This window comes from Pseudomonas sp. BT-42-2 (genome assembly GCF_025847435.2).
GTDB lineage: Bacteria > Pseudomonadota > Gammaproteobacteria > Pseudomonadales > Pseudomonadaceae > Aquipseudomonas > Aquipseudomonas urmiensis.
Map to the genome: position 1 here is coordinate 207,599 of NZ_JAOYTM010000007.1, position 25,596 is coordinate 233,194.

The window sequence follows — 25,596 nt, forward strand, 5'->3', positions numbered from 1 at the left end:
TGTGGCTTAGTCGCTAAGCTTGCCCACCGCATCCAGCGCGCGCGCCGAGTAGACCAGCGCTGCACCTGCGTTCATCGCCACCGCCACCCCCAGCGCCTCGGCAATCTCCTCGCGGCTGGCGCCGTGCTTGACGGCCTGTTGCGAATGCACGGCGATACAGCCGTCGCAGCGGGTAGTCACGGCCACGGCCAGGGAGATCAGTTCGCGGGTCTTGGCGTCCAGGTGGTTGGTCTTGGCGCCGGCGCCGCTGGCGGTCATGTAGCCGGCCACAGTATCGGGCGACAGTTGCTTGAGATCGCCGATGCCGGCCATCAGCTGCTTACGGTAGGCGTCCCAGTCCATCATGCTCATTGTCTTCACCTTGTGGGGTTTACGGCAGGAGCTTTGAGGCTAGTCGAATGTGCGCGGCGAAGAGGGGGGAAGATGGTCGGAAAAAACTACGACTTACGAACCTGTCGACACCGTGGGAGCGGCTGAGTTGGCTCCCACGTTGCCCAGCAGGGGTTCAGATGTAGATGAACAGCAACAGCAATGCTGCCACCACTGCCCATTTCTCCAGGTAGTAGCGCATGCGATTACGCTTTTTCAGCGCCTTGCCGCGTTCACGGATCTTGTAGATGCGGGTGAACAGGCGGTTGATGCCGCCAGTCTTGTCATTGGCATTGTTGGGCGCCGCAGCAGCGGCCATGACGTTGCGGCTGAACCAGCGATTGAACGCGGTCGCCCAACGGTACTTGAGCGGCCGCTCGACGTCGCAGAACAGGATGATCCGGTTGTGCTCGGTGGTGTTGGCGGCGTAGTGGATGTAGGTCTCGTCGAACACCACGGCCTCGCCATCGCGCCAGGAATATTTCTCGCCGTCCACGTCGATGTAGCAGCCATCGTCGTTCGGCGTGTCCAGGCCCAGGTGGTAGCGGTACGAGCCGGCATACGGGTCGCGGTGACGCACCAGCTTGGCGCCGGGCGGCAGGGTGGCGAACATCGCCGCTTTAACCGTGCCGATACCCTGCAGCAGCTCGGTGGTGCGTGGGCACAGGTTCATAGCCGAGGGGTGGCTTTCGCCATACCACTTCAGGTAGAAGCGCTTCCAGCCGGTCTTGAAGAACGAGTTGAAACCGACATCGTCATAGTTATCGGATTTCTTGATCTCGCCCACGTGCAGCAACTGCTGGGCTTCCTCGCGGATTTCCTGCCAATGGTCCTTGAGCGGTTGCAGCTCGGGGAAAGACTCCACCGGCAGGTAAGGCTTGGCCGGGTGCTTGGAGAACAGGTACAGGAAGCTGTTGACCGGAGCCAGGAAACTTGAGTGATCGCCCAGTTGGCGAGTCAGCTTGTGTCGTACCCGACCGCGTAGGTGAACATAGGCGATCGAGAGAACGAAGATCAGTACGAGTGCAATTTTCATGAACGGATACTTGTCGAAAATGGCCATGCGCCATGGCGTAAGCGCGCCAGCATAAACAATCGTCGTAGGACTTTGTACCTCTTGTTACATCCAGTCGGGGTGACTTTGGTGCAATGGCCTACCGATTGCGCAAACGTTTCAACTGGTTTTTTGCCGATTGAGAGACTAGGGAAGCGGTACACTCAGGTTGCCTTCACCCATCAGGAATGCCCATGGCCAAGGACGCACGCCCCACTGGCAGCCCATTCAAACGTCTGTTTTTCGCCCTGTCACTGAGCGAGGCACAGCATCGCGCGATCGCGCAATGGCGACGTGAGCTGGGCTTGCGCAGCGGAAAACCGGTGCCGGCAGAAAACTTCCACCTGACCTTGCTGTTCCTGGGGGATGTCGACGCGGCGCAGCTGCCGGCGTTGTGTGCGGCAGTCGATAGCATTGCCCGTCCCCAGGCGCCGCTGCGCCTGGTGCTGGATCGGTTGCAGGTGTGGCCGCGCCCCGGCGTGTTGGTGCTCGAAGCTGAGCAAACCCCACCCGCACTGCGCCAATTGGTCTATGCGCTGGAGCAGGCGGCGTTAGCGCTGGGGATTGCCCGCGAGTCGCGCGAATACCGCCCGCACCTGACCTTGGCACGGGAGTTCCGCGGCCAGCTGCCAGAGGCCGCCAGCGCGCCGGAGTTTTTCCTCAGTACTCGCCACTTCACCTTGTACGAGTCGCGCAAGGGCCGCTACTGGCCACTGGCGCAGTGGCCCTTGCTGGACTGACCCAGGCCTCAGAACTGCGGCGTGTACTTGACCGTCAGCATGAAGTTGCGCGGCTCGCCGTAGTTGTTGCTGCCATTGAGCTGGTTGAAGCCCGCTACCCAGTACTTTTTGTCGAACAGGTTGTTGGCGTTGACCGCCAGGTTCACTTCCGGGGTCAGCTGATAGGCAACGCGTGCGCTCCACACGGTGTAGCCGGCCACGCTGTAGGTACGTTCGTAACCGAGGGTGTGGCTTTGCGTGGTGAAGCCCAGGCCGGTGCTCCAGCGCTGGTCATCCACCGGTAGCTGGTAGTCGGCCCAGGCGCGCAGCATGTGCTTGGGCGTCCACTGGCTGAACACGCGGCCTTCTTCGTCCGGGTCGTCAAGGAATTTGGTGGTGTTGTAGGTGTAGCCGGCAAACAACTGCAGGCCGCTGAGCACTTCGCCGCTGATCTCGGCTTCTACGCCCTGGCTGCGGACCTTGCCGGCGGCTGTGGAGCAGTACCAGTCGTCACAGGCAAAACCCGAGGCGGTATCGGTGACTGCGCGGTTTTCCTGATCGTAACGGAACAGCGCGATCGATGCGTTGACCCGTCCGTCGAGCAGCTCGGCCTTCAGGCCGGTTTCATAGTTACTGCCGATCACAGGCTTGAGCGGGGTATTGCCGACCGCGCGTTCGGTTTGCGGGATAAACACGTCGGTGTAGCTGGTGTACCAGGCCCACTCGCGAGTCAGGTCGTAGACAAAGCCCGCGTACGGGGTGACTTGCCCGGTTTCGGTCATGCGGCTGGTGGGATAACGATTGCCCGGATCGTTCGGGCCATTGAAGTCGATCGAGTCCCAGCTGTAGTCGAACCAGCTCACGCGGGTGCCCAGTACCAAGGTCAGGTCCTCGACTGGCTTGACTCGCCAGGCGCCGTACAGGCCCTTCTGACGGATGTCGTAACTGGCCTTGTTGGCGCGGCCCATGTTGCCTGCCAGCAAGCTGTCACGGCTGGGTTCCGGGCGGCCATGGTCGAGGTCGAAGATGCTGTCATCGGGGTCGGCAGCAAAATTGCGCCAGTAGGCATCGTCCGAGGTCAGCTTGGAGTAGTTGCCACCGACGGTCACTTCGTGTGCCACGGAGCCTGTGTCAAAGTGGCCGACCAGGTTCATGTCCAGGCCGATCTTGGTGTTGTGAAAGTCGGTGATCCAGTCGGCATAGGTGATGCCGGTGCCATCGGGGTTCAGGCCCTGGCCGGTGGTCTGTACGCGCTGATGGGTCGAGGTGTTGGTCTCGTCCATGCGAATGGCCGCGGCCTTGTAGGTCCAATCGTCGTTGAAGCGGTGCTCAAGGTCCAGGTAGTAGGTGGTGACGTCGGTCTCGGCGCGGCTCCAGCGGGCGCCGGTGTAGGTCGAACGCGACACGTTGGCCGGCTTGCCGTCGGCGTAGCGGGGAATGCCACGCAGCATCGGCCGGGATTGCTCGCGGCTGTAGCTGATACCGCCGCCAATGGTAGTGGCATCGTTCAGGTCGATGTCCAGGGCGCCATACAGCGAGTGGGTCTTGCCCCACTGGTAATCGATGAAACTGTCGCTCTGGTCTTCATCGAGCACCATCCGCCCGCGCACCTTGCCGTCGCTGGTCAACGGCCCGCCGGCGTCCAGCTGTAGGCCATAGTGATCCCAGGAACCGGCCTTGCCGGTAATCGCCACGGTGGGTTTGGCCTGGCCGCGCTTGCGTACCAGGTTGATCGCGCCACCGGGGCTGCCGGTGCCTTGCAGCAGGCCGGAGGCGCCGCGCAGGACTTCGACGCGGTCGAAGAACACCAGGTCCTGGGTCGCCCAGTTGCCCAGCGAGTAGTTGTTGCGCGGGATGGGTACGCCGTCGTACTGCCAGTCATCGATCTGGAAGCCGCGCGAGGTGATGACCATGCCCGGGCCGATGCCCTGGGCGCCGACCAGGCCGGTGGTGTGGTTGAGCGCGTCCTTGAGGTCGGTGATGCCCTGATCGTCGAGCTGCTTGCGGGTGATCACCGTCACCGACTGAGGGATTTCTTTAAGGGTGTGCGTGCCTTTGCCGAGGGTCACTGCGCGGGCCGCATAAGAGCCACTGCCTTCGCTGGTGGCGTCTAGATAGTGGTCGGTGACACTGGTCGCGCCCAGTTCCATCACGTCCTCGCCAGCGCTGGCCGGGGCCACGCTGAAGTGGCCACTGCCACTCACCCGCAACTGCAAGCCGCTACCGGCCAGGGCCGCCTGCATGGCCTGTTCGGCGCTCATCTGGCCGACCACGGCTGGGGCCTGCTTGCCGCGCACCAGCGCCGGTTCCAGGGCAATGATGTGGCCGCTCTGGCTGGCGATGCGATTGAGCGTGGTGGCCAGGCTCGCGGGCGGCAGGTTGAACGACAGGGTCTGCGCCTGGACCAAGGCACTGAAGCTGCTCATGGCGACGACGAGGGGCAGGGCGCGGGGCCAGTTGTTGTGCACGGTGTTCTCCCGATTAGAGGTTGGCTGTCAGGAGATAGGTGGGACGAGAATTGAAAACCGGACACCATTACGAATGATTTTCAAAAATATTTTCATTATTGGCGTTTTGGCCCGATCAAGGTCAGCCACGGACCATAGCGCTTGACCTCGATCGGCAAGGCCTCGCTGAGTGCGGCCAAGGCTTGTTGCGGCTGGTCCAGGGCGAATACCCCTTGTACGCGCAAGGTGGCGATATCCGGGGCCACGCGAATGTAGCCTCGCTGATAGGGGCGCAGCGCATCGACCACCGCCTGCAGCGGCTCGTCGAGCACTTCCAGGCGGCCATCGAGCCAGGCGGCGCGCTGCTGTTGCTCACTGGCCAGGGGTTCGATGCCGGTGGCGCGCAGCAGCGCAGCCTGGCCCTGTTGCACGTCCAGCTGACGGCCATCGACAAGGCTGGCGCGCACGCTGTGTTCAAGCACTACCACCCGCGTGGCGTCGAGCTCTTGGCTGACCAAAAAGCGTGTGCCAAGGGCCTGCACCTGGCCTTGCGCAGTGCGTACGCGCAGCGGCCGCTTAGGATCGGGCGCCACCTGGATCACCAGTTCACCGTGGCGCAGCACCAGCAGACGTTGTTCGGCGTCGAACAGCAGGTCGACGGCACTGGCGCTGTTCAGGCTCAGGCGGCTGCCATCGTCCAGGATGAAGCTGCGCCGTTCGCCCGCGCCGGTATGCAGATCGGCCATCCAGTCCTGGGCGGTGTCACTGCGCCAGCCGGCCCACAGGCCGCCACCCAGCAGGCCAAGGCCGGCCAGACCGCGCAGTACTTCGCGCCGCGACTGGGTGGGTTGCAGCAGCAGGCTACGTGCGGCACTGGCTTGGCCCGGCGCGCGTTGATCGAGCGTTCGCAGCGCCGCGCACGGGCGAGCCAGGCGCTGTTGCAGGCGATCCCAGGCCTGCTGGTGGCGTGGGTCCTGCTCCAGCCACTGCTGCAGGCGCAGCAGCAGGGCGGCATCGGGGCTGCGCGCATTGAGCTCGACCATCCAGTCGATGGCTTGTTCGCTGATGCTGTCCAGCGTGCGCGCGCTCATGGTTGCAGCTCGCACAGGTAGCACTGGCGCAGGGCCTGTTTCATGTAGCGGCTGACGGTACGCTCGGACAGCTGCAGCTTGCTGGCGATCTCGACGTAGCTCATGCCATCGAGTTGGCTGTAGAGGAAGGCGGTCTTGACGATCGCAGGCAGGCCATCGAGCACTTGGTCAATGGTCAGCAAGGCTTCGATCAAGAGCAGTTGCTCTTCGGCCGAAGGGGCGACCTGTTCGGGCAGCAGGGCCAGGCGTTCGAGGTAGGCCTGTTCCAGTTGCCGGCGGCGGTGGCGGTCGAAGATCAGCCGCCGGGCGATGGTCGAGAGGTAGGCGCGTGGTTGCTCGATGCTGTCCGGATCGACCCGCGCCCCGAGCATCTGGCAGAACGCTTCGGCCGCAGTGTCTTCGGCATCGGCGCGATTGCGCAGGCGCTTGTGGATGTGTTGGAGCAGCCAGCGGTGATGGTCGCTGAAAAAGAAGCCCAGCTTGCGGGTCGAGGAGCTGTCCAACGATTGATATCCGATCGTGAGTGTGAATCGTTCTCAATGGTAGCTGGGGAGGTTGTGCTCTCGCAATGGGAATCAATAGGGGCCGCAAAGCGGCCCCAGCGCTCCTGCGCTCAAGCCGCTGCCTCGACCCCCTCGAACAGCCGCAGCCCCAACTGACGCGCCCGCTGCAGATTGCCCGCATTGTCCCCGCTCTCACTGTCCGCCAACAGCGTCGAACCCAGCACCCGCGCGCCGCAGTAATCGAAAATGCCGTGCTCGATCTGGGTAACCATCGCCGGCCCATAACCATGGCGCTCGAAGGTCGCCGCATCGGCCCCGGCGACCCCAACCAGTTGCACCGGCAGCCCGCCCAGTTTCTTGATCAATTTGCCGTCGGGGTGATAGTCGAACGCCCAGCCATTGCTGAACACCCGTTCGACCCAGCCCTTGAGCAGCGCGGGTAGCGACCACCAGTAGATCGGGTACGCCAGCACCAGTGCATCCGCGCGCTCGATCCGCGCTTGCTCGAGCAGCACATCGGCCGGTGGCCCAGCCAAGCGGCGGTGCACCGCATGGTCAGCCAGGCCGAAGCGTGGATCGAAACCTTCCCTGGCCAGGTCGGCGATTTCACTGCAGTGTCCGGCGCGGGCCAGGCCTTCGGCGATCTGCCCGGCGAGGGCGTGGGTCAGCGAGGCGGGGTCGTGGTGGCCGATGACGATCAAGGCTTTCATGCTCGATTCTCCAGGATAGGGGTGCGCGCTAGCCACAGGGGCTATATACTCAAGGTAAGTTACGACTAGTAAGTTACTTTTGGTAGGTAAGCGATGTCAAGCGCCGAAAAAACCTCGCCGCGTAAACGCCTGTCGCGTGACGAACGTCGCCGCCAGTTGCTGGAGATGGCCTGGCAGTTGGTCCGCGAGGAGGGCACCGATGCGCTGAGCCTGGGCCGCCTGGCCGAGCAGGCGGGGGTCACCAAGCCGGTGGTGTATGACCATTTCGAAACCCGTACCGGCTTGTTGGCGGCGCTGTATCAGGAGTACGACGCGCGCCAGACGGCCATGCTCGATGCGGCATTGGCGCATTGCGAGCCGAACGTGCACAGTCGAGCGGCGGTGATTGCCCAGGCCTATGTCGATTGTGTGCTGAGCCAAGGGCGAGAGATTCCGGGCGTCAGCGCGGCCTTGGCGGGCTCGCCGGAAATGGAAGCGTTGAAGCGCGTCTATGAAGGGCCGTTTCTGGAGAAGTGTCGCCTGGCCCTGGTGCCGTTTGCCCCAGGTGGGGATGTTGGCGTGGCGGGGTTGCGGGTGTTGGTCGGTGCGGCAGATGCGCTGGCGCTGGCGGCAGCGGCGGGCGAGTTGACGGCGCAGCAGGCCAGGCAGGAGCTGCAGGCGACCATTGTGGCGATGGTGGGGCGTCAGTGAGCGTAGTTATGCCCCTGGGACCGCTGCGCGCTCCAACACAGGCTTTTGTAGGAGCGGGCTTGCCTGCGATGGAGCGCGCAGCGGTCCCAGGATCGATCACGCCACCGGAATCAACGGATCCGCCGCCGCCAACGCCGCAACCTTGTCTGCCGCTGGCGGATAGATCCACACCGAGTTGATCTGCTGCTTGAGTTGCTTGGCCTCGAATCGGTCCTCAGGCGGCGCCACCTGGCGATCCCAGCCCTCGGTATACACCGCGCCCCAGGCGCCCAGGTCCAGACAGGTCACGTACTTGGGCTGGCTGTAGGTCATCGGCGCCACGCCGATCAATTCGGCGGCGGCATTGTTGCCGGCATAACGCCCCAGCGGAATCGCGTGCTGGCAGGACATCACCGCATAGTTGCCGAACTCGTCGCACGCGGCATAGGCGACATCACCGGCGGCATAGACCGCGCCATTGCCCTTGACCTTGAGGTTGCCGTCGACATGCAGGCGGCCCTGGAGGTCGCGTTCGCCACGGATCTGCTCGGTGAGCGGGTTGGCCTTGAAGCCCACGGTCCAGATCACGGTCTTGGCCGGGATGCGCTGGCCATTGTCCAGCAGCACCCCATCGCCATCGACTGAGGCCACGGTGGCGCCGCAGATCCATTCGATGCCCAACTCGGTTGAAGCCGCCTCGATGGCCGGGCTGATCCCCGCGCCCAGCGCTGCGCCAATTTTCGCGCCGCGATCGACCACGACAATGCGCGGGGTGACCTGCTCACCGAAAATGGCGCGCAGCCGGGTCGGCAATTCGGTCGCGGTCTCGATGCCGGTAAAGCCGCCGCCGGCGACTACCACGGTATTGCGCGCTGGGCTGTCAGGCTGGGAGGCGAGCGACTTGAGGTGCTCTTCCAGGCGCGTCGCCGAGTCGATCTTGTCGACGTCGAAGGCGTGTTGATCGAAACCCTCCAGCGCGGGGCGGTTAAGCAGGCTGCCACAGGCCATGATCAGCCGGTCATAGCCAATGCTCAGCTCAGCCCCGGAAGGATCACGATAGGCCACCGACTGGCGGCCCTCATCGATGCGGTAGGCGGTGCCTTTGATGAAGCGCACGTTGACCGCGTCGAACAGCGCTTGCAGGGGGGCGGCCATGGTGTGCACGTCGGGCTCATAGAACCGCGGGCGCACGTGCAGCTCGGCTTTGGGCGCAAGTACGCTGATCTGCACATCGTCGCGGCCCTGCAGGTCAAGCAGGCGCGCGGCACCCAGGGCGCTCCATAGGCCGGCGAAGCCTGCGCCAATGACAAGAATCTGTTTCATCGTTGTGCTCCAGGTGATTATTGGAATTATCAGTGCGGGCACGGCACGTGAACGGCGCGCATAAAGCTCGCTCGAAACGCAGAGGGGGCGCCTTTCCAGTTGGCTGGCCGATGGAAATCATAGGCCCTCCTGGCAAGTGCGTGCCGTGCTCCGACAAACGCAGCAGCCCACGCAGGTGTTGAGTTTGTTGCGCTGGATGCTAGGCGCGCAGGGCGTTTGGCCCTAGGCCAAAGAACCCTGGATTTCGGCCAGGGGCACGCTGCGGGCGAAACGTGCGCGGTAGTCGCGTGGGGTCACTGCCAAGTGGCGCTGGAACGCCAGGCGCAGGCGTTCTTCGCTGCCGAACCCGCACTGACGGGCGATTTGCTCGATCTGCAGGTCAGTGTTTTCCAGCAGGCGCCGGGCCGCTTCCAGACGAAACACTTCAATGGCCTTGGCCGGAGTGCGTCCGGTTTTTTGTTTGTACACCCGCGTGAAGTTACGCAGGCTCATGCACGCTTGCCCAGCCAGGCGCTCGACACTCAGCTGTGGATCGTGCAAATGCTCATTGAGCCACAGGTGCAGTTCATCGAAGGCGGCGCTGTGCTCGCCCTGGGCCTTGAGCAACTCGCTGAACTGCGCCTGGCCGCCAGGGCGCTTGAGGAAAACCACCAGCTCGCGGGCCACCTGCATCGCCACCTCACGGCCGCAATCAGCCTCGACCAGGGCCAACGCCAAGTCGATGCCGGCGCTAACCCCGGCCGAGGTCCAGACCTGCTCTTGCTGCACGAAGATCGCCTCGGCATCCACCTCGATGGCAGGAAAGCGCTGGCGCAGGGCATCGCACATGGCCCAATGGGTGGCGGCCCGGCGTCCGTCGAGCAGGCCGGCGGCCGCCAGCAGGAAGGTGCCGCTGCACACCGAGGCGGTGCGCCGCGCCTTGGCGGCGACCTGACGCAGCCAACTGACCAGTTCGACGTGCTCAGGCAGGGTGCGCACGATCTCCGGCGCACCGGGCACCACCAGGGTGTCGATCTGTTCGAGCAGTAGTGGTTCAAGGGTCTCGGTGTGCACCCGCAGACCTTCGGCGGTTGCGATCAATCCACCCGGCACGCTGGCCGTACACACCCGATAACCGGCCAGGCCACGTTCGGCGCAGGCCTTGTTGGCGGCCCAGAACACCGTTTGTGCGCCGGTCAGGTCGAGCAGGCCCATGTGCGCATAGGCCAGAAACAGCACCAGGCGTGGTTGGCTCACGGACGTGGCGACAGTGTCGGGAACGTTGGCTGCGTGGGTCATGCTCAGGTGTCCGGAGCGGGTATCAGGGTGAGTGCGTATGTTACTCCAGGCTCGGGCTGTCGGGCCTTGCGCTTATCGCGTGTTGCACCAGCGCTAACAGCAGGCGCTTCGCCTAGCGCGGTGAGGGTGCAACGTGTCCAGTCGCTGGCCTAGCGGTCAGATCGACAAACGCACCAGGCGGTTATCCAGCGGTTGCTCCTGATTGCGGCGTTTGTTGACCACCAACTCGCCAATGGCGATCAGCCGGGTGCGGGTGACATTGCGTGATAAGCCGAGCAACTGCGCGGTGTGCACCTGGTTGTAATGGCAGAAGCGATAGGCCGAGCGCAGTAGGGCGTTCTCGACTTTCTCGTAAAGCTCGCCTGGCTGCTCTTCGTAGAGTCGACTGAAGGCCAGCTGCAACAGATCTTCGACCGCATCGCCGCTGGATGCGCGCGCGGTGCTCTCGTCCTGTCGTTCCAGGCGCAGGTTCGACAGACGCAGGTCTTGCGCCTGGATCTCGCCATTGCCGCAGGTCAGCAGGCTGTGGTGAATGACGTTTTCCAGCTCGCGAATATTGCCCGGCCAGCTGTATTCGACCAGCTTGGCCTGGGCGCGCGGGCTGAGCTCCACCTGGCCATAGCTCAGGCGTTCGCTGTAGCTGCGGATGAAGTGCCGCGCCAATGGCAGGATGTCGCCCGGCCGCTCGCGCAGTGGATGCAGCGACAAGGTCACCACGTTCAGGCGGTAATACAGGTCTTCGCGAAAGTGCCCGGCGTTGATGGCCTTTTCCAGTTGTACGTTGGTCGCTGCCAGCACTCGCACGTTGATCGGGATACTTTTGCGCGAGCCCAGGCGCACGACTTCCCGCTCCTGTAGCACGCGCAGCAACTTGACCTGGATCGGCAGCGGCAGGTCGCCGATCTCATCGAGAAACAGCGTGCCGCCGTTGGCTTCCTCGAACCAGCCAGCCTTCGCTGCCAAGGCGCCTGTGAAGGCGCCCTTGTCGTGGCCGAACAGCTCCGCTTCCACCAGCGATTCGGAGAACGCGCCGCAGTTGACCGCGACGAACGGCCCGTTGCGCCGGCCACTGAGGTTGTGGATATGGCGTGCGACCAGCTCCTTGCCCGTGCCGGTCTCGCCGATGATCAGGACGCTGGCCTCACTGGGGGCGACCTGTTGCAAGTGGGCGAGCAGCGCCTGCGACCTGGGGTCTTCGAAGACCTGTGCGGTCGCCCTGATCGAGGTAGCCAATGACGGTGACGGGGGGAGGGTCAGCAATTGCATGAGCGTGCCTTAAGAATAGAAAGACGGGACGGGACGCTTGCCGTTGAGGGCCCACTCGCCGAGCTCGTGGATGCGATAGTCCACAGGGTCGTGCAAGGTTTGCGTCCTCAGGTTGCGCCAATGGCGGTCGAAGCGCAGCGAGGCATGGGTCGCGCGGGCTCCGGTGACTTCGAACAGGCGGTTGCAGATATCCAGGCCATGGCGGGTGGCCGCGACCTTGGCGGTGCCGATGGCCAGCGCCAGGTCACCGCGCTCCTCGGCAGTCAGGGCATGCTCCTTGGCCCAGGCGCGGTCGAGCTGTTCGGCGGCGCGCTCGATCAACAGGCGCACGCTTTCCAGACCGACCCAGAACTCGCCGTAGTGGCGCAGGATATATGGGTCTTCGCTGCTGCTGGTGGCCTCGGAGCGGAACCACGGCCGGCTCTCCTTGAGGCTGTACTGGCGTGCTTCGGCGAAGGCGCCCTCGGCGATGCCGAGGAACAGGTTGGCAAAATGCAACTGGGCGATCAGTGGCCGCAAGGCTGCGAATGGCGTGCTCAGCGGGCCGGGGTCGAGCAGCAGTTCGTCATGCTCGACGCGCACACGCTCGAACGTGGCGCTGCCGCTGTCGGTCTGGCGCTGGCCGATATTGTTCCAGTCATTGTGCAGGGTGATGCCGGTGCGCCCGCTGGGGATCGCGGCAATCAGCAGCTTGCCGCCCGCACGCTCGTCCACCGCCGAGGCGATGAGCATTTCCGAGTCGCTGGCCCCTGAGCAAAAGCTCTTCTGCCCGGAAAACTCACACCAGCCGTCGAAGTGCTTGACCTGGGTGCGGGTATCCAACGGGTTCAGTGCGTTGCCCCAGAACCAGTGCTTGCGCGCGGTCTGTTCGAACCACGGTTGCCACTGATCAGGGCGGGAGAACAGCCGCACGGTGGCCAGCATCAGGTGATGAAAGCCAAACACGTGGGCGATCGAGCTGTCGACGCGGGCAAACTCGCGTACCACTTCAAAGGTGTCGCGCCAGTTGGCCCCTTGGCCGCCGTAGGCGCTCGGGATGGCCAGCGACAACAGGCCGCTGCTGCGCAGGGCATCGCGCTCGGCTTTGGGCGTGCCGCCGCGCTCGTCACGCTCGACGGCGGTCTGGGCAAACTGCCCGGCCAGTTCTTGGGCGATGGCCAGGGCAGGGCGTAGGGCAGGTTTCACGGGTGCATTCATGGCCGCTCCTCAGGCGCTTTTGCGCAGCGCATGGTGAGCCGCGAACAACGGCACGGCGCGCTCGGCGGCCAGTCGGATGCGCGCAGCCAAAGCTTCGCTGGTCACCCGGTAGTCGGCCAGCTCGTTCTGGCTGGCGTATACGCCGATGGGCAAGGTCAGCGCTTGCAGGAAGCTGAACAGTGGCCGCAGCTGATGATCGAGGACCAGCGCATGGCGTTCGCTGCCGCCGGTGGCTGCCAGCAGCACCGGCGTGTCGACCAGCGCATCCTGGCCGATCAAGTCGAACAGGTGCTTGAAGTGGCCAGGGAAGCTGCCGCGATAGACCGGCGTGGTCACCACCAGCAGGTCGGCCTTTTCCACCAGGCGCAGTTGTTGTTCGACGCTCTCGGGCAGCTCGCTGCGCCACAACGCCGCGCCCAGTGAGCGGGCGATATCGCCCAGTTCGATTAGCTGCGCCTTGATGTGCAGGTGCTGGCTCAGTTCAGCGAGGATGGCCTCGGTCAGGGCCAAGGTGCGCGAGGGGCGGCTGGTGCCACCGGACAAAGCGACGACGTTCAGCGGGGTGCTCATGGCAAGTCTCCAGGTCAGGTTGAGCGGGACTTTGCTTGAGCAATCGTCGTGCCTATTTTAAATGTCCATATAGATCAACAGGTTGCACCGTTTCATTGTGCAGCCGGTGTTGCCTTGTGGGCCTGGATGTTGATCAACTGTTGCGCTGCGAACAGTTGGCCTGGTGTTGGCGGCTGTGCAGTGGAGAGAGTTATAGAGGATTTGCGTCAGGATAAAAAAGAATAAGAAGTCATATTCTTATTCGTTTATACACTTTGATAGTAAGGTATTTTGCGCTGAGATGTACCGGCCTCTTCGCGGGGCAAGCCCGCTCCCACGGCAAGTGACCGTCCGGCATAGACGACCCAGGTCTTCAGCTATGCGGCGAGGTATGATCGCCACCGGCATACTGCGCCTTCAGATGCCCCTGCTCATCGAGCAGATAGGCATCCATCACCTCGCGCACAACAGGCCCGGCAACTCGGCCGCCGGCCTCACCGTTCTCGATCATCACCGCCACCACGATCGAGGGATGATCAGCCGGGGCAAAACCCACGAACAGCGCGTTATCGCGATGGCGCTCCAGGGTCTTGTTGCGGTTGTAGCGTTCACCCTGGCGGATTGCGACAACCTGTGCAGTACCGCTCTTGCCGGCAATCCGGTACTGCGCGCCGGCGGCAGATGCCCGGGCAATACCGCGTGGGTCGTGCATGACCATCTGCATGCCTTGGCTGACCTGATCCCAGGCGCGCTTGTCGTGCAAGACGATATCCGGCATCGGATGCGGATCGACCGGCTGCTCACCGGCGACGGTCATGGCCAGGTGCGGCCGGTGCCACACACCCTTGCTGGCCAGCAGGCTGGTGGCCTGGGCCAACTGCAACGGGGTGACCTGCATGTAGCCCTGGCCAATGCCAAGGATCAGCGTTTCGCCCGGGAACCAGGCCTGACGGCGGGTGGCACGTTTCCACTGGGCTGAAGGCATCAAGCCTGCGGCCTCTTCGAACATGTCCAGCGAGACCTTCTGGCCCAGGCCAAATTCGGCCATGTAGTCGTGCAGGCGATCGATGCCCAGTTTGTGCGCCAGGTCGTAGAAGTAGGTGTCGTTGGAGCGCATGATCGCGCTGTACATATCCACCCAGCCATCGCCGCTGCGGTTCCAATTGCGGTACTTGTGCGCATAGTTGGGCAGCTCGTAGTAGCCGGGGTCGAACACCCGGCTGGCCGGGGTGATGACGCCGCTGTCCAGGCCTGCGATGGCCACCTCTGGCTTGACCGTCGAGCCTGGCGCATACAGCCCGCGCAGCACCCGGTTGAACAGCGGGCGGTCGATCGAGTCGCGCAGGGCCGCGTACTGCTTGAAGCTGATGCCTTTGACGAACAGGTTGGGATCAAAGCTTGGCTTGCTGACCATCGCCAGCACATCGCCGCTGGCAGGGTCGAGCGCTACCACTGACCCGCGTCGGTCGCCCAGGGCCTTTTCAGCGGCCTGCTGCAAGTGCGCGTCGAGGGTCAGGATGATGTCCTTGCCGGGGGTCGGGTCCTGGTGACGCAGTACGCGCATGACCCGGCCCTGGGCGTTGGTCTCGACTTCCTCGTAGCCGACCTGGCCGTGCAGTTCGCGCTCGTAGAAGCGCTCGATACCGGTCTTGCCGATCGACTGGGTGCCGCGATACTCGGTGGCGTCGAGGCTCTTGGCTTCCTTCTCGTTGATCCGCCCGACATAGCCGACCGAGTGGGCAAAGTGCTCATTTAGCGGGTACTCGCGAATGAACTGCGCTTGGACCTCCAGCCCCGGCAAGCGGAACTGATTGACGGCGATCAGCGCGATCTGCTCCTCGGACAGCCCGACCATCAACGTCACCGGCTCGAACGGCTTGCGGCCACGGCGCAGGTCCTTGTCGAACTGGACACGATCATCCTCGCCCAACCCGAGTATCTGCGCCAGGGCATCGAGCACCTTGGCCGAATCACCGGCGCGTTCGCGGGTCATGGTCAGGTTGAAGCTGGGTTTGTTGTCGGCCAGCACCACGCCATTGCGGTCGTAGATCAGCCCGCGTTCAGGCGCGATGGGCAGCACGTGCACGCGGTTGTTTTCCGATACCGCGCTCTGCTGGTCGTGTTGCAGGACTTGCAGCACGTACAGCCGCCCGACCAGCACTGCCACCAGGCCCAGGGTCAGCCCGGCACAGACCAGCAACCGCCGGTTGACCAGGTGTTTTTCTTTGTCGTGGTCTTTGAGGGGGATGGGTTGGGGCATGCGCGCTCTTGAGGTTGAGTACCGCCACAACAAGGGCAGGTACGTTGACCGGGGCGGCGATGCTACGCAACCGATACGCCAGGCTCAAGGCGCACGCCGCCTGGCGCGGCGCAGGTTTGGCCTGTCCGGCCCGCTATCAGTAGCTTTACCGGACACATGAAGATTCGTTCATGTAAGGCAGCGAGCGATACCTCGGCATAGGCTGGCTGACTCATGCCGAGGTGAGGGCATGCTCAGCGACTGAAGTCGATCACCATGCGGCCTTTGATCTTGCCTTCTTGCATCTCGTCGAAAATCTGATTGATGTCTTCGACCGGGCGCAGGGTCACCTTGGGCACGACCTTGCCTTGCGCGGCGAACTCGAACGCCTCGTGCAAGTCTTGCCGGGTGCCAACCAACGAGCCGACCACTTCGATGCCATCGAGCACCAGCCGTGGAATGTCCAGGCTCATGGCTTCTGGCGGCAAGCCTACCGCGACCAGCCGGCCACCGGCACGCAGGGCATCGACCGCCGAGTTGAACGCCGCTTTGGCCACCGCCGTGACCACCGCAGCGTGGGCGCCGCCGGTCTTCTCCTGGATGATTTTCGCGGCATCCTCGCTCCGTGAGTTGATCACCAGATCCGCGCCCATCTCGCTGGCAAAGCGCAGTTGCTCATCGTTGACATCGATGGCGATGACCTTGGCGTTGAACACGTTCTTGGCGTACTGCAGGGCCAGGTTACCCAGCCCGCCGAGGCCGTAGATGGCGATCCATTGACCGGGGCGGATGTTGGAGATCTTCACCGCCTTGTAGGTGGTGACACCTGCGCAAGTGATGCTGCTGGCGGCGGCAGAGTCGAGCCCATCCGGGACTTTGACCGAGTAATCGGCGACCACGATGCACGACTCGGCCATCCCCCCGTCGACGGTATAGCCGGAGTTCTTCACCTCGCGGCACAGCGTCTCGTTACCGCTATTGCAGTACTCGCAGTGGCCGCAGCCTTGGAAGAACCAGGCCACGCTGGCGCGGTCGCCTGGCTTGAGCGAGGTCACGCCGGGGCCCACTTCCTGAACGATACCGATGCCTTCATGGCCGAGGATCACCCCGGTCTTGTCACCGAAATCGCCGTTCTTGACGTGCAGGTCGGTGTGGCAAACGCCGCAGCACTGCATTTTCAGCAGCGCTTCACCGTGTTTGAGCGGGCGCAGGGTTTTGTCCACGACCTCGACGCGACGCCCTTGGGCAACAACAGCAGCTTTCATACATGCCTCCGTGTAATGCTGAGTGAGCTTGAGTTATTGCAGGGTCAGCATAGCCAATACGCGTGAAGCGTCGGCTGCGCGCATGACCCTGCTCGGGTTTACATCCAGCCAAGCCAAGACCAGTAGGTGCTGGCGAACACCAGCAGCAGCGCATAGCCGATCGCCGTGACCCACAGGCCGACCCGGGCAAACTGGCGCGGGGTGAACGTGTCGGTGCCCAGGCAGACCATGTTCTGCGGGGCGTTGATCGGCAAGATGAAGCCAAAGCTGACCACAAAGCCGAGCAACATGGTCATGCCGATGCGGCTGAAGTCGCCCGGCAGGGTTTGCAGCACGGCGATCAAGATCGGCAGCAGCGCCGAGGTCAGCGCGGTGGCGCTGGCGAACCCCAGGTGGATGACGATCAAAAACGCGCCGAGCACCGCCAGCACGCCCAGCGAGCTGAGCTGATCCAGGCCTGTGTGCTGCACCACTTGCGCGCCCAGCCACTGCCCGGCCTGGGTGGTGAGCAAGGTGGTACCCAGGCTGATGCCGACGCCGAACACGATCACCGTGCCCCACGGGATGCGCGCTTGCACATCCTTCCAGGTCATCACGCCAAAGCGTGGCAGCAACAGCACCACCAGTCCGGCGTAGGTGGTGGTCGTGGTATCGAACGGGTGCAGGCGGCCTTCAGTGGCCCAGGCCAACAGCAATAGCAGCGAGACCACACCCAGGCGCTTTTGCGCGGCGCTCATCGGCCCCAGTTGGGCCAGGCTCTGGCTGACCCCGGCCATGCCGCCGGGCACGCTGTCGCTTTCCGGCGGCAGCAGCTTCAATACCAGCACGATCAGCACCACCGACATGATCAGCGCCCAAGGCGCGCCGGCGATCAGCCAGTCGAGCCACGACACCCGCTCGCCCAGCATCTTGTCCATGAAGCCGATGGTCAGCAGGTTCTGCGCCGCTGCGGTCTGGATACCGACGTTCCAGATGCTGGTGCCCTGGGCGACGATGATCATGATTCCTGCAGCGATATTGGAGCGCGCCGGCACTCCGAATGCGGCGATCACCCCCATCATGATCGGCACCACGCAGGCACTGCGCGCCGTTGCGCTGGGCACCACCAGGCTGAGCAGGACGATAACGATCATCGCCCCGAGCAATACCCGTCGGGTGCTGGCTCCGACCTTGGTCAGGGTGACCAGGGCGATGCGCTTGTCCAGCCCGGTATGGGTCATCGCCGCGGCGATGAACAATGCGCCGACCACCAGCGCCAACGCCGGGTTGGCAAAGCCTGACAACGCCATCGACACGCCTGCTGAAGAGCCGTAGCTGACCGAAGGGTCGGCCAGGGTCGGCGCGGTGCCCAGCAGCATGGCCATCAGCGAGGTGATCATGATCGCGCTGGCTTCGTAGGAAACCGCCTCGGTGATCCACACGATCACGGCAAATACCAGGATCGCCAGCATGCGCTGGCCTGCTACAGGCAAGGTGTCGGGAAACGGCAGGAATAAGACCCCAGCCAACGCCAGGCAGGCGATGATCAGCCCGGGTGGAAAGCGCACAGCAGCAGGCGAGGGCTGCTGTGAGGCATGGTCCGTCATGGTTCGCTCACTGACTGCAATAAAGGTGCTAGCCAGCATAGCGCGGGTTGCGCGCGGTAAAGCTGCTTCAGGTCATGGGTTGGCTGAGTGGTCAGCGCGACGCGCAAGCCAGCGCCCGAGGAGCCGCTGCGACCTGTCCCGCGAATTGGGCCGCAGCAGCCTAGTGAGGTGTCGCTGCTAGCAGGGCTGCGCCGCCAGACTGTTACTGACCTTGCGCCCCAGCACCAGCACCGTGACAAACCCGCAGCCGACCAGCGCCGTGGCCAGACTCAACAGCACCGAGCTGCCCAGCTGGTCGACGATCTGTCCGCCGAAGAACGAGCCCAGCGCGATAATCACCTGGAACATGGCTACGAACAGCGGCATGCCGCGTTCGACGTCCTTGGGCGCTACGACGAACATCCAGATGCTGGCGCAGGCCGGGAACGCGCCGAAGGCGAAGCCCCACAAAGCGATGAGCATCGCAGCGCCAGTCATGCCGGTCGCGAAATAGGGGAACAGCGCGGTGCTTACGCCAATCATCAACGCGACCAGCAACAAGGTGTGGCGCACGCTACGGTTAGCGGCAAATCCGGCGAAGATATTGCCCAGCACCCCGGCCACGCCATACAGCAACAACAGCGAGCCAATGGTCGGCCCATCGAAGCCTGCATTTTGTTTGAAGAATGGCGCGACATAGGTGTACGCGGCAAAGTGCGCCAGGCCAATCAGCAGCACCGCGATCAAGCCAACCCGCGCTTGTGGGTTGATGAACAATGCTGGCAGGTCACTGATGCGAATCGCTTTGTCGGGGTTGAGCCGCGGCAGCAGGAAGATCTGCGCCAACAGCACCGGTATGCCGACCAACGCGGTGACCAGGAAGGTCATGCGCCAGCCCATCAAGCCACTGAGCCAGGTGCCCACCGGCACACCCAGCACGGTGGCCAAGGTCACCCCGACCATGATGATCGAAGTGGCCTGGGCTACGCCGACCCCCTTGGGCGCCAAACGGCCGCTAAGGGCAATTGCCGTTGCCCAGAAACCGCCGATGCTGATGCCCAGTAGTACCCGGCCAAACAGCAGCAGGCTGAAGTCGCTGGCGTAGGCCACGACCGCGTTGGCGATGATCATGATCAGCGTCAGGCCGATCAGCAGGTAGCGCCGATCCAACGCGCCAATGCCCACCGACAGCAAGGGCGCGGCGAGGGCGGCCATGATGCCGGGCAGGGTAACCATCAGGCCGGCTTGGCCGGCGCTGATGCCCAGGTCGCTGGCGACATCGTTGAGCACCCCCACCGGGAGAAACTCGCTGGTGACCAGGGCAAAGGCGCCCACCGCGACCGAGAGAATCGCCAGCCACTGCTGGCTGACGCTCTGTTGATTATGTTCGAGAAGGCCTTCAGAGGCCTGGTTGACGCTTGGCATTGTGTAGAGTTCCAAGGTGCAAGGTCGCCTGCAGCAGGCGAGAAAACGCAGAAAATTGACGGCGATTATAGGAGCCGGGCTTGTCAGCCGATTAGGCAGGCGGCTCGATAGTAATAATCAGCGCAATCGATGAACCGCCCCGCGCAGAGCGCCCGCAGGCGTGTGTTCAGGAGTCGCTTGTACGCGCAACGCGAGGGGCGAGTGGCCGTCACGACGTCAACCGGGCAGCTTCATGTGCAGCAACGGGAACGGCCGCCCTTCACCATCGAGGGGGGAGCGACCAGTCTGAACGAAGCCGTAATGCAGATAAAAACCCACTGCCTGCGGATTTTGCTCGTTGACATCGACGCTCAGTGTTTTGCGCGACTCGCGCACAAAATCGAGCAGGGCACGGCCAGTGCCTTGACCGTGCAGATGCGGATCGATGAAGAGCATTTCCACGTGGTCTTGGTTGAGCCCAATGAAGCCCTGTGGCGAATCTTCGCTATCAACCGCAACCCACAGTTCGACTGCCGGTAAGTAGATATCGCGTAGCTGTGGGAGCAGGGCGTCTATGTCGGACGCTTGCAAAAAAGGGTGGGTTGCGCGAACGGCGCGCAGCCAAATGCTAAGCAGCAGCGGATGGTCCGCAGCATTAGCCTGACGAATGATCATGCAATCATCCTCATTCACTGGATGTCGGAAGCGTGGTGCGCCAGTGCCTGGCGACCGTGGGGGACTCGGCATCGTGTATGCCCGCTTCGCGAATTAACGCCTGGGCGGTGCACTGAAGAGGTGGCCGAAAAAGAAGGGGGTGGTGAATTTACTAAGTGCTTGTTGGGGCGTCAAGGTGCTGCGGCGATGCGCTGGCCCAGTTCAATGCCAGCGCACCGCTCCTGGCGCCGACTATCGAGCACGGGAGCGGGCACTGACAGATCGCGGTGAAGGGCTTAAACCTCAGAACGCTACTGGACCTGATGCAATTGAATCAAACTTTTCCATGCTGTTGGGCTCTGCTGAATAACACACCCCATTGAAGGACAACCGCCATGAAGCACACTGATCCCAAGCTGGCTGATCGTGAATTGGCAGACAAAGTGCCTCGGCCGATATCTTCAGACCAGGCGCAAAAGGGCGAGCCTTCGCCCGATCCGGTGCTGGAACAGCCAGATCCAGATACCGAAGCGGTAGACAAGGTGATCACGCCGACTTCGATCAAGCAGCAACAGCAGCAGACGCTTGAAATCGAGCGGCGCCTGGCTGAAGCAGAGAAGAAAAACCGGCCTTGAGAAGGGGATGCAGGCGAGTGCGGCTCACCTGCCCCGCAGCCTACAGTGCATGTACTGACTCTGAGGGTCTGTCCAAATGAAGGTCTTCTGCGCATCATTCGCAGCACACGACGAGTCACGACTGCGTGCGCTGGCTGCCTGGTATCAAATGCTCGAGGACTTGCAGCTGCGCATGGAGTGTCCGAACGACTACCACGACCAACTGCTCAGGCACGCGGACGAAATGGATCGATGCGGGCTGGTGAGTTGGCAAGAGTGGCGCGACTTGCGCATCGAGGCCGATCAACACTACCTGCTTGCCATCGCCGGAGCGGATTATTGGCCAAACGCAGGACGGCATGGCTGACAGGCAGCACGCGTAGCGCAAACCCGCTGCTGCAGCGCTTGTGAACCGCGAACTGCCGAGAGTGCGTGGGTCAAGCGCAGGGTGGGCGTGCGCCTATGCATCAGTCGCACGCACAACCTTAAAGCCGTCGCTCAAGCGGCACGTTGCTCGTTCTTGAGCAATTTTTTCTGCGCCAGCATCGCCTGGCCCATGCTCTCCAATGCATCTTTGCCCAGTAGCTTTTTCGCCGTTGGGAACAGCTCGCTCTCTTCTTCCTCGATGTGGTGCTCCAGCAGCTCCTTCATGACCTTCACCCGGCCAGCAAATTCGACGGTGTCGGTGGCGGTGTGAAGCAGGTCGGGGAGTACCAGTGAATCGACGGTGCGGTGTTCTTCCTTGGCCTCGTAGTACAGCTTCTCTTCTTCTCTGCCGCCAGCTTGCTTGATGGCCGGATAAAGAATCTGCTCTTCAAGCGCGGTATGGATCTGCAGCTCCTGCTCGATGCGTTGGAGCAGTTCGCCGCGTTTCTTGACCGCGCGTTCAGTGGTGGTGGATAGCTCCTCCAGGAGCTTTTTCACGAGCTTGTGATCTTGCGTCAGCAATTCGATAGCGTTCATTCGAAGACCTCATTGCAGGCGGGATAATAGGCATTACCTGCGGTGGAGTACGCGCTGAGCAACAGCGTTCAATAGCATTGACGGTTGGCATTGTCGGCGGCCAACCACAGCCAACCTACTCCTGCGGGATAATCGAAATCTTGCCGTTGCGCTCGACAACGGCAAATTTGATCTGCTCGACCCTCTCCAGGCCCTGGCTATCACGCGCCGATTCAAGAATATCGTCCTCGGTCAGTCGCGCCCGCCGCATTCGCTGGTGAAGAAAACGTCCGTGCTCGACCACCAAGGTCGCATGCCCGTCCAGTAGTCTTGCCAGCGGACGGGAGTTGAGCTTGGCCAATGACAGACCCACATCCAGCACGATCAAGGTGGCGATCACCAGCATTGCGTTGATGAACGAGAAGTCATCGCCCAGCAGCGCCTGTTGCGTTGCCTCGCCGATGATCAGCAGCAGGACGAAGTCGAAGGTCGTCAGGTCCGACAAAGAACGTCTGCCCGCTACCCGAAACAGCAACATCAAGGCCACGTACATGCCCGCGGCTCGAAGGATCGAGTCCATGCAGCGCTCCTAAGGAAAGAAAAACGTGGAAAAAGCAGCCGCGCTGCCGGGGCCCGATCTGACAACACCCTTCAGTCTCCCCACAGACTCGCTATGCAGTGTCAGGTACAAGGTGGCCACGCCATCTGCGCTGGTACCCAGCTCGAACAACAACGCTTGCCCGCGTGAGCGCGAGACCTGGGGCTCAGGTTGCAGCGTCTGGATGCTGACGTGCCTGAAAAATCCCCCGTCGAGCTCGACCGTCACCGGTGTTCCCGGCGTGCCGCGTATGCTGATGCGAAGGTTGTCTTGCGTGCCGCTGCGGCTGATGCGCTGGTAGTCGACCTGGACCCGACCGTCAGCACTGATCGATCGCCCATCGCTGAGCGGGCCGTTACCGAACAGACCCGCCAAACCCAGCGAAACGATCACCACCAGCGCGTACCAGCCGAGCCGTTCGAAACGCCAGACGCGCTGCTGCATGCGCATGTTTTCTTCAACCGGATGGTGCCTGGAACTCAGCTCATCGTTGTCCATTGCCACGCCCTCACGCGCGCTCGCCGCGCAGCCAGCGTTGGTGATAGTGAGCCAGGCGGGTAAGGCCAAACACCGCCCCCTGGTGCATCACCTCGGCACGTTCACCGAAAAAACGCTGGGTGCGGGTGAACACCGCGAACGGTTCACCGGCAAATGCCCAAGCGAAACATAGCGTACCCGGCGCTACGCCGGCTTCAGGCTCGGGGCCGGCTACCCCTGTGGTGGCGATAGCGACATTGGCAGTGCTGTCTTTCAAGGCACCGATTGCCATCTCCCAAGCAACGGCTTCGCTGGTCAGTCCGTAGCGCTCGATGGTTTGTGGGTTGACCCCGAGCAGGCGTTGCTTGGCGCTGGGCGAATACACCACATAGCCACTCTCGAGCACTTCGCCAGTCCCAGGAATCTCGGCCAGCAGGGCCACCATGAAACCGGCCGTACAGGATTCGGCCGTGGTCAATAGCAGTGCGTTATGCCTGAGGTAGTCGAGTGCAGCCACGACGGTGTCTTTAGGCATCTGAGGTGCTCGCCGGGTTGTTTAGCGGTGGACGTTAGCCGCCCTGCTTTGGTTCACGCCAATTGACGGTAACCGCGTATCTAGCTAGTGCATTGCTCCCCAGTAAACCCCGCGCAAGCCCTTAGCGCTGAGGCTAAGGGTTACCGATCACTCTGACTGAACTCTATGAGCCAGCGCTGCGTCCCCCGATTGAAGGCACTTCATCCGGCAGCCGCCGGCTGATCATTTGCGAGGGACATGACCATGGAACGCGATCAAGGCTCGGCGTCACCGCCGAGCAGCACCCAGGATCACCTGCACGCCATTACCGATGAAGCAGGGGCCCTGCTCAATGAGGCGAAGACTCAAGGCAATGAGCAGTTCGAGCATTACCGCGACACCGCCGCTGACCAGCTCGACTCGCTCAAGCAAGGTGCACGCTCGGCAGCGTCGGCGTTGCAAGGCGGCGATAGCCTGGGGCTGTCCCAGTACTTGGGTCAGGCCGCCGAGTGCATTGGCAGTTTCGCCGAACAAATCCGTCATGAGAGCGCCGAAGACCTGCTCCATCGAGGGTCTCGGTTGGCGCGGGATAATCCGGCGCTGTTTCTCGCCGGTAGTGTGGCGATCGGCTTTGCCTTGTCGCGGTTTCTCCGGGCCAGCGCCAACCCTGCTACAACCAACCCTGCGCCGACTCCAGCCTATGGTGCCAGCGAGCCCTATCAAAGCACGGCTGCGCACCCGGACCGCGCCAGCGATGTGTCTACCCACAAACCCTATACGCCGGTCGACCCGGTCGGCATGGGCGCCGGTACGCCGGTGAGCGGCGGGCCACTGGAGCGTGATCCGCTCAAAGGAGGTGAATGATGAACAAGGACCCTCTACAGGCGACCCCAGGGTTGCACACACCCGCTGACGATCCGGTCGGCGTAGGTGGCCTGCTGCGCCAGCTGATGCGCGAAGTCCCCGAGCTGTTCAGCAAGGAGCTGGCCCTGGCCAAGGCGGAGTTGCAGCACAACCTCAGTACCTTGAAGGCCGGCACTGCGGCGGTCGCTGCAGGTGCAATGGTGTTATTGGCAGGGCTGATCATCCTGCTACTGGCGGCAGTGTATGCCCTGGCCATGGTGGTAGAGCCTTGGCTGGCGGCGCTTATCGTCGGCGCCGTGACCGTGATTATCGGCTTCATCATGCTGCAATCGGGCAAGAAACAGTTCGAGCCCTCGCAGCTGACACCTGATCGCACGCTGCATGCCATGCAGCAGGACAAGGATGCGTTGAAGAGGAAACTGCCATGAATAGCTCATTCGAACAGGACACGCAAAAAGACCCTGACGTGCTCGAGCAGGAAATCAATGCCAAGCGCGAGCACATCAGCGATCTGGTCGATGCCTTGGAGCAGCGTCTGAGCCCCGGGCAACTGATGGATCAGCTGCTTGCCTACAGCAAGGGCAATGGCGGGGAATTTTTCCATAACCTGGGCACCACGCTGAAGAACAACCCGGTGCCCACCGCCCTTACGGTCTTAGGGCTGGCCTGGCTAGGCCTCAATCAGAATCGCCCGTTCAACCCCGGCCCTGCGCAGAGCGGAGCGGGATTGGGTGAAAAGCTCGGCGAGGCGGTCGACAGTGTAAAAGGTGCCTTTGCTCACGCAGGCGAGGCCTTGCACGATGCCAACCACAACATGCGCAGCAAGGCCCATGATCTGCGCGACCGGGTCGGCGAACTGGGCCAAGACGCGCGCGACTCGATGCAGGATTCGGCAGACTTTCTGCGCGGTAGCGCACATCAGCTCGGCGACCAGGCCACGGCCTTGAAGGGGCAATTCGATCATCTGCTCAAGGAACAGCCGTTGGTCCTGGCCGCGCTAGGGATCGCGCTGGGAGCAGCCTTGGGAGCGGCGTTACCCGGCACGCACAAAGAGGATCAGTTATTTGGCGCCAGCAGTGACCGCTTAACCGAGACTTTGAAGACCAAGGGTGCTCAAGCCAAGGAGGCTGTCCAGGAGACCGTCAGAGAAGCCACTGCCAAAGACGTACCCACTGCAACGCCCAGAACAGGGGAGAGCGACCTTTCCTCAGGCTTGGGCTTCCCGTCATGAGGTTTCACATCTAGCTGCCGCAGAGCAAACTGTGCGCAACGGCTCGGGGCGCTG

The 25,596-nt window shown here is 62.8% G+C and carries 27 protein-coding genes; 7 read left to right on the forward strand and 20 right to left on the reverse strand.

Annotated features, from left to right (window positions below; genetic code table 11):
* Nucleotides 1–6: 6 nt before the first annotated feature.
* Entirely contained in the window at nt 7–351 is a 345-nt protein-coding gene (locus OIU19_RS07620) for a carboxymuconolactone decarboxylase family protein (protein ID WP_264234513.1), read from the reverse strand.
* A gap of 154 nt (nt 352–505) precedes the next feature.
* Nucleotides 506–1,405, reverse strand: a complete 900-nt coding sequence (lpxO, locus tag OIU19_RS07625; RefSeq protein WP_186553379.1) for a lipid A hydroxylase LpxO — start codon at nt 1,403–1,405, stop codon at nt 506–508.
* Between the two features lie 212 nt (nt 1,406–1,617).
* Here lpxO and thpR point away from each other — a divergent pair, with 212 nt between their 5' ends.
* On the forward strand, nt 1,618–2,163 hold the full coding sequence (gene thpR, locus OIU19_RS07630) for an RNA 2',3'-cyclic phosphodiesterase (RefSeq protein WP_264234514.1): 546 nt from the start codon (nt 1,618–1,620) through the stop codon (nt 2,161–2,163).
* A gap of 8 nt (nt 2,164–2,171) precedes the next feature.
* Here the strand turns inward: thpR and OIU19_RS07635 are convergent, their stop codons facing one another.
* The 4 genes from OIU19_RS07635 to OIU19_RS07650 all read right to left on the reverse strand — a co-directional run bounded on the left by OIU19_RS07635 (nt 2,172) and on the right by OIU19_RS07650 (nt 6,893).
* Nucleotides 2,172–4,610 (reverse strand): TonB-dependent receptor, encoded by a 2,439-nt coding sequence (locus OIU19_RS07635; RefSeq protein WP_264234515.1) that lies wholly within the window; start codon nt 4,608–4,610, stop codon nt 2,172–2,174.
* Between the two features lie 95 nt (nt 4,611–4,705).
* Nucleotides 4,706–5,680 (reverse strand): FecR domain-containing protein, encoded by a 975-nt coding sequence (locus OIU19_RS07640; protein WP_264234516.1) that lies wholly within the window; start codon nt 5,678–5,680, stop codon nt 4,706–4,708.
* Entirely contained in the window at nt 5,677–6,183 is a 507-nt protein-coding gene (locus OIU19_RS07645; RefSeq protein WP_186553375.1) for a sigma-70 family RNA polymerase sigma factor, read from the reverse strand. The genes OIU19_RS07640 and OIU19_RS07645 overlap by 4 nt, the downstream gene beginning before the upstream one ends.
* Before the next feature lie 110 nt (nt 6,184–6,293).
* On the reverse strand, nt 6,294–6,893 hold the full coding sequence (locus tag OIU19_RS07650) for an NAD(P)H-dependent oxidoreductase (protein ID WP_264234517.1): 600 nt from the start codon (nt 6,891–6,893) through the stop codon (nt 6,294–6,296).
* Nucleotides 6,894–6,986: 93 nt separating this feature from the next.
* Here OIU19_RS07650 and OIU19_RS07655 point away from each other — a divergent pair, with 93 nt between their 5' ends.
* Nucleotides 6,987–7,583, forward strand: coding sequence for a TetR/AcrR family transcriptional regulator (locus tag OIU19_RS07655; protein ID WP_264234518.1), 597 nt, complete (start codon nt 6,987–6,989; stop codon nt 7,581–7,583).
* Nucleotides 7,584–7,679: 96 nt separating this feature from the next.
* Here OIU19_RS07655 and OIU19_RS07660 read toward each other — a convergent pair whose 3' ends face one another.
* The 10 genes from OIU19_RS07660 to OIU19_RS07705 form a co-directional block, all read right to left on the reverse strand.
* Complete coding sequence (locus tag OIU19_RS07660; RefSeq protein WP_264234519.1) at nt 7,680–8,885, reverse strand: NAD(P)/FAD-dependent oxidoreductase; 1,206 nt, start codon at nt 8,883–8,885, stop codon at nt 7,680–7,682.
* A 222-nt stretch (nt 8,886–9,107) separates the two neighbouring features.
* Nucleotides 9,108–10,163, reverse strand: coding sequence for a GlxA family transcriptional regulator (locus OIU19_RS07665; RefSeq protein ID WP_264234520.1), 1,056 nt, complete (start codon nt 10,161–10,163; stop codon nt 9,108–9,110).
* 156 nt (nt 10,164–10,319) lie between these two features.
* Complete coding sequence (locus tag OIU19_RS07670) at nt 10,320–11,429, reverse strand: sigma-54-dependent Fis family transcriptional regulator (RefSeq protein WP_186553370.1); 1,110 nt, start codon at nt 11,427–11,429, stop codon at nt 10,320–10,322.
* A gap of 9 nt (nt 11,430–11,438) precedes the next feature.
* On the reverse strand, nt 11,439–12,626 hold the full coding sequence (locus OIU19_RS07675) for an acyl-CoA dehydrogenase family protein (protein WP_264234521.1): 1,188 nt from the start codon (nt 12,624–12,626) through the stop codon (nt 11,439–11,441).
* Between the two features lie 9 nt (nt 12,627–12,635).
* A complete protein-coding gene (gene msuE / locus OIU19_RS07680) occupies nt 12,636–13,196 on the reverse strand; it encodes an FMN reductase (RefSeq protein ID WP_264234522.1) in 561 nt (186 codons plus the stop codon).
* Nucleotides 13,197–13,548: 352 nt separating this feature from the next.
* The gene (mrdA, locus tag OIU19_RS07685; protein WP_264234523.1) at nt 13,549–15,435 is read right to left on the reverse strand and encodes a penicillin-binding protein 2; all 1,887 of its coding nucleotides are present in this window, start codon (nt 15,433–15,435) and stop codon (nt 13,549–13,551) included.
* Between the two features lie 233 nt (nt 15,436–15,668).
* Entirely contained in the window at nt 15,669–16,679 is a 1,011-nt protein-coding gene (gene adhP / locus OIU19_RS07690) for an alcohol dehydrogenase AdhP (RefSeq protein WP_264234524.1), read from the reverse strand.
* Nucleotides 16,680–16,777: 98 nt separating this feature from the next.
* Entirely contained in the window at nt 16,778–18,265 is a 1,488-nt protein-coding gene (locus OIU19_RS07695) for an anion permease (RefSeq protein ID WP_264234525.1), read from the reverse strand.
* Between the two features lie 177 nt (nt 18,266–18,442).
* Nucleotides 18,443–19,669, reverse strand: coding sequence for an MFS transporter (locus OIU19_RS07700; RefSeq protein WP_264234526.1), 1,227 nt, complete (start codon nt 19,667–19,669; stop codon nt 18,443–18,445).
* Between the two features lie 216 nt (nt 19,670–19,885).
* Nucleotides 19,886–20,323 (reverse strand): acetyltransferase, encoded by a 438-nt coding sequence (locus OIU19_RS07705; RefSeq protein ID WP_186553363.1) that lies wholly within the window; start codon nt 20,321–20,323, stop codon nt 19,886–19,888.
* A 374-nt stretch (nt 20,324–20,697) separates the two neighbouring features.
* On the opposite strand from OIU19_RS07705, the gene OIU19_RS07710 reads away from it, so the two are divergent.
* Nucleotides 20,698–20,937 carry a hypothetical protein gene (locus OIU19_RS07710; protein ID WP_264234527.1) on the forward strand — a complete coding sequence of 80 codons (240 nt, stop codon included), beginning with the start codon at nt 20,698–20,700 and terminating at the stop codon, nt 20,935–20,937.
* 76 nt (nt 20,938–21,013) lie between these two features.
* Nucleotides 21,014–21,283 (forward strand): hypothetical protein, encoded by a 270-nt coding sequence (locus OIU19_RS07715; protein WP_264234528.1) that lies wholly within the window; start codon nt 21,014–21,016, stop codon nt 21,281–21,283.
* A 131-nt stretch (nt 21,284–21,414) separates the two neighbouring features.
* On the opposite strand, the gene OIU19_RS07720 is transcribed toward OIU19_RS07715, so the two are convergent.
* The 4 genes from OIU19_RS07720 to OIU19_RS07735 form a co-directional block, all read right to left on the reverse strand.
* On the reverse strand, nt 21,415–21,879 hold the full coding sequence (locus OIU19_RS07720) for a hemerythrin domain-containing protein (RefSeq protein WP_186553360.1): 465 nt from the start codon (nt 21,877–21,879) through the stop codon (nt 21,415–21,417).
* 115 nt (nt 21,880–21,994) lie between these two features.
* A complete protein-coding gene (locus OIU19_RS07725) occupies nt 21,995–22,438 on the reverse strand; it encodes a DUF421 domain-containing protein (protein ID WP_264234529.1) in 444 nt (147 codons plus the stop codon).
* Between the two features lie 9 nt (nt 22,439–22,447).
* Entirely contained in the window at nt 22,448–22,954 is a 507-nt protein-coding gene (locus tag OIU19_RS07730) for a hypothetical protein (protein WP_264234530.1), read from the reverse strand.
* Between the two features lie 10 nt (nt 22,955–22,964).
* Nucleotides 22,965–23,468, reverse strand: a complete 504-nt coding sequence (locus OIU19_RS07735) for a CinA family protein (RefSeq protein ID WP_264234531.1) — start codon at nt 23,466–23,468, stop codon at nt 22,965–22,967.
* A 243-nt stretch (nt 23,469–23,711) separates the two neighbouring features.
* Between OIU19_RS07735 and OIU19_RS07740 the strand changes: the two genes are divergently transcribed.
* Genes OIU19_RS07740 through OIU19_RS07750 form a run of 3 tightly spaced genes read left to right on the forward strand, consistent with a single transcriptional unit; the run spans nt 23,712 to nt 25,542 of the window.
* Nucleotides 23,712–24,311, forward strand: coding sequence for a hypothetical protein (locus OIU19_RS07740; RefSeq protein ID WP_264234532.1), 600 nt, complete (start codon nt 23,712–23,714; stop codon nt 24,309–24,311).
* Complete coding sequence (locus OIU19_RS07745; protein ID WP_264234533.1) at nt 24,311–24,739, forward strand: phage holin family protein; 429 nt, start codon at nt 24,311–24,313, stop codon at nt 24,737–24,739. The genes OIU19_RS07740 and OIU19_RS07745 overlap by 1 nt, the downstream gene beginning before the upstream one ends.
* On the forward strand, nt 24,736–25,542 hold the full coding sequence (locus OIU19_RS07750; RefSeq protein ID WP_264234534.1) for a DUF3618 domain-containing protein: 807 nt from the start codon (nt 24,736–24,738) through the stop codon (nt 25,540–25,542). Before OIU19_RS07745 ends, OIU19_RS07750 begins: the two co-directional genes overlap by 4 nt.
* The last annotated feature ends 54 nt before the right edge of the window (nt 25,543–25,596 follow it).